General features: G+C 52.3%; 14 protein-coding genes. 9 read left to right on the top strand and 5 right to left on the bottom strand.

The features are described from left to right. Positions 1-122: transposase family protein (locus AC16KF_RS07685; RefSeq protein WP_484035920.1), on the bottom strand; the 122-nt coding region annotated here is incomplete at its 3' end. Positions 123-754: 632 nt separating this feature from the next. Between AC16KF_RS07685 and AC16KF_RS07680 the strand changes: the two genes are divergently transcribed. From AC16KF_RS07680 to AC16KF_RS07670, 3 genes are all read left to right on the top strand, one after another. Continuing rightward, entirely contained in the window at positions 755-1603 is an 849-nt protein-coding gene (locus AC16KF_RS07680) for a bifunctional transcriptional activator/DNA repair enzyme AdaA (RefSeq protein WP_484036719.1), read from the top strand. Positions 1604-1730: 127 nt separating this feature from the next. Continuing rightward, on the top strand, positions 1731-2657 hold the full coding sequence (locus AC16KF_RS07675) for an EamA family transporter (RefSeq protein ID WP_484036718.1): 927 nt from the start codon (positions 1731-1733) through the stop codon (positions 2655-2657). A gap of 184 nt (positions 2658-2841) precedes the next feature. Continuing rightward, positions 2842-4182 (top strand): glutamine synthetase family protein, encoded by a 1341-nt coding sequence (locus AC16KF_RS07670; protein WP_484036717.1) that lies wholly within the window; start codon positions 2842-2844, stop codon positions 4180-4182. Positions 4183-4317: 135 nt separating this feature from the next. On the opposite strand, the gene AC16KF_RS07665 is transcribed toward AC16KF_RS07670, so the two are convergent. Continuing rightward, complete coding sequence (locus AC16KF_RS07665) at positions 4318-5094, bottom strand: DUF998 domain-containing protein (RefSeq protein ID WP_484036716.1); 777 nt, start codon at positions 5092-5094, stop codon at positions 4318-4320. Between the two features lie 489 nt (positions 5095-5583). Here AC16KF_RS07665 and AC16KF_RS07660 point away from each other — a divergent pair, with 489 nt between their 5' ends. The 3 genes from AC16KF_RS07660 (at position 5584) to AC16KF_RS07650 (ending at position 6769) form a co-directional block, all read left to right on the top strand. Beyond that, the gene (locus tag AC16KF_RS07660; protein WP_484036715.1) at positions 5584-5952 is read left to right on the top strand and encodes an endonuclease domain-containing protein; all 369 of its coding nucleotides are present in this window, start codon (positions 5584-5586) and stop codon (positions 5950-5952) included. After that, complete coding sequence (locus AC16KF_RS07655; RefSeq protein WP_484036714.1) at positions 5933-6097, top strand: hypothetical protein; 165 nt, start codon at positions 5933-5935, stop codon at positions 6095-6097. Before AC16KF_RS07660 ends, AC16KF_RS07655 begins: the two co-directional genes overlap by 20 nt. Positions 6098-6217: 120 nt before the next feature. Beyond that, positions 6218-6769: a hypothetical protein gene (locus tag AC16KF_RS07650; RefSeq protein WP_484036713.1), complete on the top strand. Its 552-nt coding sequence runs from the start codon at positions 6218-6220 to the stop codon at positions 6767-6769. A gap of 79 nt (positions 6770-6848) precedes the next feature. Here the strand turns inward: AC16KF_RS07650 and AC16KF_RS07645 are convergent, their stop codons facing one another. From AC16KF_RS07645 to AC16KF_RS07635, 3 genes are all read right to left on the bottom strand, one after another. Continuing rightward, positions 6849-8111, bottom strand: coding sequence for a winged helix-turn-helix domain-containing protein (locus AC16KF_RS07645; protein WP_484036712.1), 1263 nt, complete (start codon positions 8109-8111; stop codon positions 6849-6851). A 48-nt stretch (positions 8112-8159) separates the two neighbouring features. Further along, positions 8160-9098, bottom strand: coding sequence for a PP-loop family protein (locus AC16KF_RS07640; protein ID WP_484036711.1), 939 nt, complete (start codon positions 9096-9098; stop codon positions 8160-8162). A gap of 99 nt (positions 9099-9197) precedes the next feature. Then, a complete protein-coding gene (locus AC16KF_RS07635) occupies positions 9198-9392 on the bottom strand; it encodes a MoaD/ThiS family protein (RefSeq protein WP_484036710.1) in 195 nt (64 codons plus the stop codon). A 217-nt stretch (positions 9393-9609) separates the two neighbouring features. Between AC16KF_RS07635 and AC16KF_RS07630 the strand changes: the two genes are divergently transcribed. The 3 genes from AC16KF_RS07630 to miaA are packed head-to-tail and all read left to right on the top strand — an operon-like array spanning position 9610 to position 12120. After that, positions 9610-10812, top strand: coding sequence for a glycosyltransferase (locus AC16KF_RS07630; protein WP_484036709.1), 1203 nt, complete (start codon positions 9610-9612; stop codon positions 10810-10812). Then, positions 10809-11162: a YraN family protein gene (locus AC16KF_RS07625; protein ID WP_484036708.1), complete on the top strand. Its 354-nt coding sequence runs from the start codon at positions 10809-10811 to the stop codon at positions 11160-11162. Before AC16KF_RS07630 ends, AC16KF_RS07625 begins: the two co-directional genes overlap by 4 nt. A 31-nt stretch (positions 11163-11193) precedes the next feature. Beyond that, positions 11194-12120 carry a tRNA (adenosine(37)-N6)-dimethylallyltransferase MiaA gene (miaA, locus tag AC16KF_RS07620; protein ID WP_484036707.1) on the top strand — a complete coding sequence of 309 codons (927 nt, stop codon included), beginning with the start codon at positions 11194-11196 and terminating at the stop codon, positions 12118-12120. Positions 12121-12141: the final 21 nt, after the last annotated feature.

The following is a 12141-nucleotide window of genomic DNA, read 5'->3' as shown; positions in this document are numbered from 1 at the left end:
ATCACCGCACATATGGCGATGCTGATCAAATCTATGAGTTTATGTTCCTTCGTTCGATCCACCCGCGGATCGCTCACTTTGCTAAAATGCTCGGCGATCGCCTCCAATGGCTTCTTTGTCATGGCTACCTCCTTCAAGATAGCCCTTTTTTACCTCAATTTAGATGCAATCGCCCTATATTCGGAGATTTAGCGGCTGGGTCTTATGCGACAAATTGAAATTTGTCGTACGAGACCACGAGGTGGAGGTTCTCCCGCGCGAGCGGGATGCTACGGACTTCCCCTCTCCTTTCAGGAGAGGGGTTAGGGGTGAGGTTCAAAAATCGGATCGATCAGCGGATGCCTCTGAAGTTTGTCACAAACTTCTTTCTCCCTTCCGAAATAAGCGAAAGGCAACACGGTTTAAAAAAACTCTGTTGTTCGCCCGAAATCCAAAGAGCGATCTTTGGGACAAGGGAAGCGCAAGTGACACAGATGGATTCCATCTGTTTGTGCTATGGAAGGGCTGTCTTTTTTAATGCTGAGTCGTTAACAGGCATGCCCACGCATGCCTGTTTTTCGTTTTTACCCAAAACGCTGGTTGAGCGCAAGCAGTCGAAACCAGCAGGCAATACCGAACTTGTAATTTGTGGTTTCGATACGGGCGAGAGAAGCGCTCGCCCTACTCAACCACCGAATTAGGAATGAACTCAGCAAGAATCGGGTCGGCAGATGTAATGGATGTTCATAGAATAGCATCAACAAAAGGAGAAACTATGAACACCAATTTCAAACAATCGTCCGAAGATTACCTGCGCATCGAGCAGGCGATCCTGTACCTTGAAAACCATTTCAAAGACCAGCCCAACCTCGACGAGGTCGCCGCGAACGTCGGCTTGAGCGAATTTCACTTTCAGCGACTCTTCACACGTTGGGCGGGAGTCAGCCCGAAACGCTTTTTGCAATTCGTGACGAAGGAAAGCGCGAAGGATCTGCTCGACAAGTCGGAGAATCTGCTCGACACCACGCATCAAGTCGGACTGTCGAGTCTGGGCCGCCTCCATGATCTTTTTGTGAACACCGAGGCGATGTCGCCAGGCGAGTACAAATCCAAAGGCGAAGGCGTGACCATTCGATACGGGATCCATCTCACGCCATTCGGCAAATGTTTGATCGGACTCACCGAACGCGGAATTTGTCACCTCGGCTTTGTGCAGGGAAGCGAAGGCGAAGCAATTGACAATCTCGTGAGTGATTGGAAGGAAGCGAAGATGATCGAAGACTATCGAGCCACTGCCGCGCTAGTCGGTCCGATCTTCGACCTGCGCTTCAACACCCGCATCAAGCCGCTGACGTTGCACCTGCGCGGGACGAACTTCCAGTTGAAAGTGTGGGAGGCGCTGTTGCAAATCCCTGCGGGTTCGGTGTCCACCTACGAAGGGATCGCTTCGCACATCGGCAATCCAAACGCCGTTCGCGCGGTGGGAACAGCCGTTGGTCACAACCCAATTGCCGTGTTGATTCCCTGTCATCGGGTGATCCGCAAGGCTGGCGAGTTTGGGAAGTATCGCTACGGAGCGTTGAGGAAGAAGGCGTTGTTGGCTAGAGAGTTCGTCAGTGCGTGAAAGGCGTGTAAAAAATACATCAGCCACAGAGAACACAGAGCGCACAGAGATTTTTAAAAGGTTTTCTCAGTGTTCTCTGTGGCTCTCCCGAAGGACATCGGGACGATATGTGGCTACAAAGGAATAAATGAAAACAAAAATATGGATTGCTTTGCTCGCGTTGTACATTGTGTGGGGTTCAACTTATCTTGCGATTCGATTCGCAGTGGAAACGATCCCGCCGTTCTTTCATGCGGGGTTGCGGTTCCTCATCTCAGGGCTGATCCTCGTCCTCTGGCGGCGCGCGGCGGGAGATGCCGTGCCGACGCGCGTGCAATGGAAATCGGTGGCGATCATCGGCACATTGCTACTACTCGGCGGCAACGGGCTTGTCTCGTTCGCAGAACAACGCATCGCATCAGGCGTCGCGGCGTTGATCGTCGGCACGACCCCGATGTGGCTGGTGTTGATCGAATCCCTGCGCCCGAACGGGGTCAAACCCACGTGGCTGATCATTGTCGGGTTGATCGTTGGCTTTAGCGGTATTTACCTATTAATTGGTCCGTCGGCATCAACGGGCAAGCTTCAATTCGATACGATCGGCACGGTTGCCGTGATCGCCGCGGCGTTTCTCTGGGCGCTCGGTTCCATTTACAGCCGAAGCGCAGACATCCCCAAGTCTGCGTTGATGACGACAGGCGCGGAAATGCTCGCGGGAAGCGTTCCGCTATTTTTAGTGAGCCTTGCGCTCGGCGAGTGGAGCAGATTCAACATCGCGCAAGTTTCGACCGAATCATGGCTAGGGCTGATCTATCTCATCACGTTTGGTTCGATGGTTGGGTTTGTCGCGTACATTTGGTTGTTGCAAAACGCGCCGATCTCGCTCGTCGCAACATACGCGTATGTCAACCCGTTGGTGGCGGTGTTGCTCGGCGCCTGGTTTGCCAGTGAGCCGCTTACGTCGCGCACTCTCGCCGCGGCAGGAATCATCATCGGGTCGGTGATCTTCATCAATTGGGCGAGGCAGGTCAAAGTCAAGAAAAAACCGTTGCAGTCCGCGCCGAGCGGAGAATAAATTTCCAATCGACATTATTGGGACGCAGATAAACGCTGACTGCGCTGATCAAAAAGAAAATCTGCGTTTCTCAGCGTGAATCAGCGTCCAGTATGTTTTCAGTGTATTAAGAAAAATCTATTACTCAATCACGAGGAGATTGCTTCGGCTTCGCCTCGCAACGACATAAGAAAAAGGAGAAAAAATGGACGGCAAGGATTTGGTCAAGAAAGTAAAAGAAGATGGTGTAAAGTTTCTTTCACTACAATTTTCGGATGTGACGGGCGCTGTGAAAAGCGTGGACATGCCCGTTCGTCATCTTGAAGATGTGCTGAAAGACGGCGCATGGTTCGACGGTTCATCCGTCGAGGGCTTTGCGCGCATTCAAGAAAGCGACATGCGCCTGTTGATCGACCCCGACACGTACGCGGTGTTGCCGTGGTCGGCGGCGGACTCAAAACGCGCGCGCGTGTTCTGCGATATCCACATGCCGAACGGCGATCCCTTTGAGGGCGATCCGCGCGGCACATTGAAGCGACAGTTGAAGCGCATCGAAGATAAAGGCTGGACATATAATCTCGGACCCGAGCCAGAGTTCTTCCTCTTCAAGGGGACGAACGGACATGGCGTGCATCCCGTTCCGCACGACGCGGGCGGCTACTTCGACTTCTCGTCATTCGATGAAGCCGTCGTCGTGCGCACCGACCTGATGAGCGCGCTCGACGCGATGGGACTCGACGTGGAAGTTGGTCATCACGAAGTTGCGCTCGGTCAACACGAAATTGATTTCCGCTTTGCCGACGCGCTCAAGACCGCCGACAATGTGCTGACGTTGAAGTACACTGTCAAAGCCATCGCCGCGCAACACGGACTCACCGCTTCATTTATGCCCAAGCCCGTCTTCGGCATCAACGGGTCGGGGATGCACTGTCATCAAAGTCTTTTCGATAACAAGACGGGAACGAATCTGTTCTTCGACAAAAATGACGAAGCGCATCTTTCCAAACTTGCGTATGGATTCATCGCTGGACAGTTGGCGCACGCCCGGGCATTAGCCGCCGTCGTCGCGCCGACGGTCAACTCGTACAAGCGACTCGTCCCCGGTTACGAAGCGCCGGTCTACATTGGCTGGGCGCAACAAAATCGTTCGGCGTTGATCCGCATCCCGCGCTACACCGAAGGACGCGATAAAGCCGTCCGCGCCGAGTTGCGATTCCCCGACCCATCCGCGAATCCGTATCTCGCGTTCACGGTCATGCTCGCCGCCGCGTTGGACGGGATCGAAAAGAACATGACCGCGCCGAAGCCGCTCAACAACATCAACTTGTATCACCTCGACAAAGAAGACCGCGCGAAGTTGGGCGTGACTGAATTGCCCGGCTCGCTCGCCGAAGCGTTGACCGAACTCGAGAACGACGAAGTTATCAAGTCCGCGTTGGGTGAATTGGCATACGAAGCCTTCTCCCGCGCGAAATGGGCGGAATGGGACGATTTCCGCTTGCGAGTTTCGGATTATGAGATCGAGAGGTATTTGGAGACGGCGTGAGTGCGTGGTAAGTAGTAATTGGTAATTGGAGATTGGAGAATTAGAGAATTGGGGGCTAGAGACTGGAGACTACCCTCCGAGGGACTTTGTCCTTCGGAGGGTTTGTTTCATGCATTAAGAAGTGGCGCGATGATTTTACCCGCCAATGAGTTGAGGCTTCCACTCTACAGACGGCATATCGTCCTCTTCGTCTTTCAGGATCACTTCGCTTTTCACAAACCACGAAAAACCAAATGCGAAGATGGCGAGTGTTTCGAACCAAAAGATCGGATTGGTGATGCCGAAGAATCGCCCCTCCGCGCCGAACGCGGCAAAGTACACAGCGATTAATAGAATCGAAAGCAGCATCACGCCGCCGCAGATCCGATAAATTTTATTCCTCAGTTTCTTCATGTTCGACATATCGTTGGGCTTGTGCTTGGACTTCGTGAACAGCACGAGACAAAAGTATGTGAGCGTCAACAGGAACGACGCCGCGAAGATATGATGCGCGATGCTGATTAGTTTATAGACCTCCCCGGTCTCGCCGCTTCGCAAGGTTGGGAATAACGCAGTCCCGATGGCGAAGAAACACGCAAAGTTACCAGCGATATCGTCGGCGCGCCCGTATCCTTTATACGAAAACAAGAACACGCCGAGGGAGAACAAAATCCCCACCATCACATCCCGCATCCCCGTGTGATAGTACGCGCTGATCGACTCCTGCAACACCTTCCCAAAGATCACCCGTCCGCCCAAATACAGGATTAACGGCATGAGCATGCCCAACAAGCCGACTGTCACTCTCAATTCTTTGTAGGGAAGCACCAACTCATTTTGAATCTCACTGAGTTGACTCTGGGTCAAGACGGGTTCAGCGGACTTCGCTTTTCGAGAATAAGCCTTTTTGCGGATTTTTGATTTACCAGCCATGGGTTGTCTCCTCTCTGTGTGACGGTCTCACTATACAACGATTGGAGGGCGATTACAACTGGCAAATCCCGCCTTGCGCGGGAAAGAATTTCGATATATGCTTACAAAAGCGAGCGCATTGGAACTACGGTTTGAAACGCAGGAGGTAGGAGATGCGCTGTTGCCAAACGTATTTGATAAAGCGCTCAAGGGAGAGTTGTGACCCCCATCCCGTCCTTCCCCCAAATACGACGACAAAATTCTGTATGCGGATTCAAAGTGCCTCTCGTCGGATTTGGGGGAAGGGGAACGGAAATTTGGAATGAATATTCTCATAAATACCCAACATCAAATTTCCCCCTCCCTAAATTCGACGTGATTTCCGTCGCATTTGGACGAGAGAATGTGACGTACGAATGAACATTCTTTTTTATACCCAACATTAAACTTCCCCCTCCCCAAATTCGACGTGCTCTTCGTCGCATTTGGGGAGGGTAGGGGAGGGGCGAAATGCCGCGTAAAAAACGAAGCAACCCAAAAACCATGAACTTTGCGGGAAAACTCCGCAAAACCCCAACTCCTGCCGAGCGTAAACTGTGGTCAAAGATTCGCAACGACCAGTTGGGAGTCAACTTTCGCAGGAAACACGCCATTGGCAACTTTGTCCCTGATTTCGTCTGCATCGAAAAGAAACTCATCCTTGAACTGGATGGCAGTCAGCATTTGGAACAACAAGAATATGATGATGACAGGACGAAATATTTGGAATCTGAGGGTTACAAGGTCATCCGCTTTTGGAATAACGATGTGATGAAAAATTTGGACAGCGTTATACTCGCCATCATGCACGCGGTGAAAGATGGAAATAAGGAAGGTTGAGTTCCGTATCATCTCCCTGTTTAGCAAACAAGAGGAGTTTGCGGGCATGGTGGCGCGGGTGGAGGGAATGCGCGCCCGTCAAGCCGAGAGCGAAAGACAAGCGGAGAATCTTTTTGAAAGTCTGCTGGCGGAGACTTTTGCGTGAAAAGTACTGTCCACAAATTATTCACGAATGTGCGAATGGACAACGCGAGATTCGTTTATTCGTGACCCATTCGTGGAGGGTCTTTGGGTGCGAAGGATAATGCGTTGAAGGAGAACCGCGATGTCGTGGATAGAAATTGACAAGCGCTTGAAAGAACTTTCTGTAGGGGATATCGCCAAGCTGGTAAAAGGCTTGCACGATTTGTCTCCACAGAACAAAGCCTGGCTGCGGGCAAAACTTTTGCCAGTAGCGCAAGATACAAAATATCTCGAAGATTGTCGCCGCAAAGTTGCCAATTACGTGTACAAGGAAACCAAAGGAATGCCATCCATGCCGCGGTTTCGGGAGGCGAAGAAAGTCATTAGCGAGTATCGCAAATCCACAAGTGATTTGCGGGGCGCGCTTGATCTAATGCTTACCTACTTGGAACGTGGGCACGAATTTACGCTGGATTTCGGCGACATTGACGAACCATTTTACGATAAGCTCATCAACATGCTGGAACACTTTGCAATCGAACTGCGCCGAAGTCCCGCCAAATACGAGTTATATGAACAATTCAGACCGCGTTTAATGGCGATAAGGAAAAACTCTGATATTGGCTGGGGCTATGGTGACTTTATTCAAGAAACTGTTGATGAGTTAGAAAAATTGCTAGGAGAAAATCTGTGAACAGAACAACGAAGGTCAACGAGCCATAGAAATAAATCATGCGGTTACACTCCACTGCTCACTGATAACTGATAACTAATCACTCCATCCCTATCACCCTCTTCACCTCCCTCCTCAACCCCACAGGCTTGATCGCGCTCACATCCACCTTCTTCGCCTCCACGAACTTCGCGAAGCGCATCAATCCCTTTGCAAGCGCGTTCGCAAAATCGGCATCCTTCACGGGCGCGTCATCTTCGTGCCAAAAACCTCTGATCTCCAGCGTCATCGTCGCGCGGTCCAACTTCGGGTCGAGCCGCGCCACCAGATCATCGCCGTATAAAATCGGCAGGACATAATATCCCCAGCGGCGTTTGTGCGCGGGCGTGTACACCTCCCACGTGTACTCAAAATCGAACAACTTCTTCGCCCGTCCGCGCGCGCTGACGATATCCAACGGCGCGAGAAACGTGACTTCCTCCAGCGTGTTTGTTTCTTTTGGATTCCAACCTTTGGGGACTCGACCCTTCTCAAGCGACTCCAACGCCGCGACATCCTCGCCCAAAACGAGATACGTATCGCGTCCGCCCTCGATTTGAACCTGCCTCGCCATCCCCGACTCTTTCCACCCTTCGAGCAATTTCGTCATCTCCGTTTTGGAATAGTCGCGATGGATGTGATAATTCAACTCGCCACGCATTGTGCTTTCACGCTTCAATCCATAAAACGCGACCGCTTTCCGCGCAAAGAATTCTTCCGCTTCTTTTTCCGTCGCGACATAATCGAATTCCTTCGGCGCAATATTCTCGCGGAAGTCATACACGCGGCTGAACCCATCGCGATGGTGCATCATCAGTTCGCCTGAAAGCCACATATCGAACAGAGCCAACGCCGTATCTTTGCGTCCGCGATAATTCCACAAACCAATTCGATTGCCCTCAAAATCTCGGTTCCCCAACGGACCGCGCTTCCGCAATTCAGAGCGCACATCATTGAACAATTTCTTGTGGTTCAGCACAAAGCCTTCGATGCGCTTGTCGTGACTCCGCCTGTTCATGTGCGCGCGCCAATACGGCAAGTCGCTCATCGGATACATTGCCAGCCAGCCGCCGTAATCAAAAAACTTGCGCTGTTTGTAGGCAACGTCGTAAAGATGGTCAGGCTTGTACTCCAACACACGGCTGTGCAAGACAATATCCTGACTTCGCGCGATGACATTCAACGGATCGAGTTGCACCGCCTCGCACACGTTGATCGCATCGGCTGTCCCTTTCTTGCCGCGCCACCGACGCCCGGGCCACAATCCCTGCCTGCCGAGGACGAATCGCCGCGCTGTTTGTTGGGAGATGTTGATCGGTTCCATAAATTTCCGCCCATTCTAGCACATATATTCTATAAAAGTAACGCCGACTTAAGTCGGCGCTACTTCCCTCGCCTTCTCGATCGTCCGACAAAATGAACACAACTCCGGCGCGGACGTGGGTTGTCCGCACTTCACACACGGATGCAGATGCGCCTGCTTGGAATCTTTTTCCACAAATAGTTGTCCACTTTTGCGCGCTTCGAGGAATCGCAGGTAAAACGTCAACTTGGCGCCGGGGCGATCCGTTTCGAGTTTGTTGAGCAGTTCCTTGTAGTAAATGGACTGCGATCCCTCCGCGAACGGACATTCCTCGTAGATGTATTCGATGCCCCGCGCAAGGCAATACGCCGTCATCTCGCGTTCGTAGAAGCGGCAGAGAGGCTTCACTTTGCGAGCCAAGCCGCCCGTCGAAGCAAGAACCGGGCTTTGTCGCAAAAGAAAATCCGCCGACCATGAAAGCGTGTTGCCAAATAACACCGCGGCTTCGTCATCCAAATTGTGACCGGTTGCCAGCACGTCGTAGCCGAGATCGCGGGCGATGCGATTCATTTCGTGACGTTTCGCCAGTCCGCACACCGCGCAAGGCTTGCCGTATCCGCGATGCGAAATTTCAGAAAGGACTGGGATGGGTTGCCCATATTCTTTTTCAATGTCAACGACGTGGAGTTTCAAATCGTTTTCGTTCGCAAATTTTTCGGCGAGCCGTTGGGACTCGCCCGAATAATTTATCCCGCCATTGATTCCTAAACCGAGATACAACCCATCGGCTTGATAGCCGAGCCGCGCGAGAATATCCCACAACCCCAGCGAATCTTTGCCGCCCGAAACCGCGACAAGAATTTTTTCATGCCGCGCGAACATCTCATATTTTTTGATGAAGCGCTCGGTCTGTTCGGGGATCCATTCGAGGTAATGATCCTTGCACAACGCCAGTTTGTGCTGGCGCATGTTGACCGAGGCTTTCTCTCCGCATTTTTTACATTTCATAGAAACTCTTTTCAAACACAAAGGACACGAAGTACACAAAGGTTTTCTCGTTCTTCACAGAGAATCCTTCGTGACCGCTGTGTCCTTCGTGGTAAAAAATCAGCCTCCCGAAATCACCGCGACCAATTTCACCTCGTCGCCCTCTTTGAGAATCTCATCGTCGAGGATCATCTCGCCTTCGCGCGTGGCGATCACCGACTCAGGCACAACGCCACACTTCTTCAACGCGTCGAGCAGCATCATGCCATGTTTGACTTCATATTCTTTATCTCGCAAAATCAATTTCGCTGTCATGCCGCCATTCTAACACGCCTACTTCTCTTTCTACACCTCACCAAATTCATCCTTCCACTTTCCACTTTCCACTTTCTACATTCCACGCATTCGCCCTACCTTCATCCCTCATAACTCATCATTCATGTTTCATCCTTCATCCTTCACCCTTCATCCTTCATCCTTCATAATTCATCCTTGCCTTGACTCTCCCCCCTCTTCCCTGTACGATTAGCCCATGCGAATCGGAATGATGACAGACGCCTACAAACCCTACGTCAGCGGCGTGACGAGTTACGTGGACACAAATAAACGCGCCCTCGAAAACCTCGGGCATGAAGTGTACGTCTTCACCTTCGGCGACCTCGAACACAAAGACGACGAGCCGCGCGTCATTCGCAGTCCCGGCGTGCCGCTCTCGGATACCGGCTTTTATCTCTCCCTCCGGCACAGCACCGAGGCGCAACAGATCATCCAGACGATGGACATTATCCACGTGCATCATCCCTTCATGAGCGGACGGCTAGCGCACATCTACAGCCGCAAACGCAACATCCCCGTTCTCTTCACAAATCACACGCGCTACGACCTGTACGCGCAGACCCGCCTCCCGCTCATGCCTGCCGAGGTCAGCATGAGCATGTTGCAGGCATACATGCCCACGTTTTGCGACAACATGGACCTCGTCATCTCTCCCTCGCGCGGCATGGAAAAAATCCTGCGGCAATACGGCGTCACCTGTCACATCGAGGTTGTGCCGAACGGCGCAGACCTGCATCCGTTTTTATCCGCGCAACCGCTCACGCGCGATGAATTCGGTTTCAACAGCGAAGATATTCTCATCGTTTACATGGGACGCATCGCCCCCGAAAAAAATCTCGAACTCCTCTTGCAATCGTTCGCGGGCGTTTCGCGCGCCGTCCCCAACACGAAATTACTCGTCGTCGGCGGCGGGCAAAAAGAACACGAGGAAGGCATCAAAGAGTTCGCCGACGAACTCGGCATCTGCGACCGCGTGAAATTCACCGGCGCGATTCCCTACGCAAAACTCCCGTCGTATCTGGCGATGTGCGACATCTTCGCCACCGCGTCTGTGACCGAAGTCCATCCGTTCTCGGTGATCGAAGGCATGGCATCTGGACTCCCCATCGTCGGCATCGACTCGCCGGGCATCAGCGATTCCATCGCGGACGGGGAAACTGGTCTGCTCTCGGCAGGCGACCTCGCCTCCTACACCGCCAAACTGACAACGCTCTGCCTCAACAGAGACCTGCAAAAGAAAATGGGAATTGCGGCGCGGCAGGCATCGCATCAATTCTCCATCGAGAATACGACCAAGATCATGCTCGGTCATTACAACCGATTAACGTCCAACACAAAGCCCGTCAAGCCGAGCATCGAGGTCAGATTGCGTTCTGTGTTGAAGGAATTCCTCAAATGAATCACAACCAGCGGATTGGCAAATGGGGCGAAGAAGTTGCCGCCGAATATCTTACCGCGCGCGGATATGAAATCATCGCCCGCAACGCGCGGACTCCCTACGGTGAGGTTGACATCGTCGCAAAACAAAGCGGCATCATTTTTTTCGTTGAGGTCAAGACCCGCACCTCAAACAAGATGGGCTTGCCCGAAGAATCCATCACGGCGCGAAAACGCCAGCACATGGTCTCTGCCGCGGAACATTACGCGGCTGAACATGAAATTGACGATTGGCAAATTGACGTGATCTCAATTGAGGGCAAGCCCGGGTCAACGCCGAAGATCACTTATTTTGAACATGCGATCTCCTAATCAAAAAGACCTCACAGGTCTTCAAAGACCTGTGAGGTCTAAACCTCCCCTCCTCCTCATCGTCGGGCCGACGGCGGTTGGTAAAACGGAAGTTGCGATTCAACTTGCCGAACGGCTCAACGGCGAGATCGTCTCAGCGGATTCGCGTCTCTTTTATCGCGGCATGGACATTGGCACAGCAAAACCTTCACGCGAAGAGCAAGCGCGTGTGCCGCATCATTTGATCGATATTGCAAACCCGAATGAAATTTTGAGTCTCGCAGTATTTCAACAAAAAGCGACCGAGGCGATTGCTGAAATTCATACGCGAAAGAAATTGCCGTTTCTCGTCGGCGGTACGGGACAATTTATCCGCGCGGTGACTCAAGGGTGGAGTCCGCCGGAGGTGAAGCCGAATGAAGAGTTGAGGAAAGAATTAGAAAGCGAAAAGGAAGCAAAGGGCGTAAATTGGCTACACGACAAACTCAAAGCCCTCGACCCTGCCGCCGCCGAGAAGATCGACCCGCGAAATTTTCGCCGCACCATTCGCGCGTTGGAAGTGATCATGACAACGGGCAAGAAATTTTCGGAGCAACGCGGGCAAGGCGAATCACCGTATCATTTAGTTACGATCGGGTTGACTCGTCCGCGCGAGGAGTTGTATCGGCGCGTGGATGAACGTATCGACACGATGTATACAAACGGGTTGATGGATGAAGTGCAGAGTTTGATCGCGCGCGGTTACTCCCCCTCCCTGCCGACGATGTCTGCGATCGGGTATCGCGAAGGCGCGCAAGCGCTCGAAGGGCAAATCACGGTCGAGGAGGCGAAACAGCTCACCCGTCGCGCGACGCGGGTTTTCATCCGCAGACAAGCGAATTGGTTCAAAGAGTCCGATCCGAATATTTTGTGGTTCCGAGTCGAAGATGGAATCGCGGATGAGATCGAGAAAAACATCCGGCGGGTGGTTGACTTTTAATTTTTCGTTGATATACTCGGA

This window comes from Candidatus Defluviilinea gracilis, from assembly GCF_057138825.1.
This window is presented reverse-complemented; position numbering and strand designations above follow the sequence as displayed.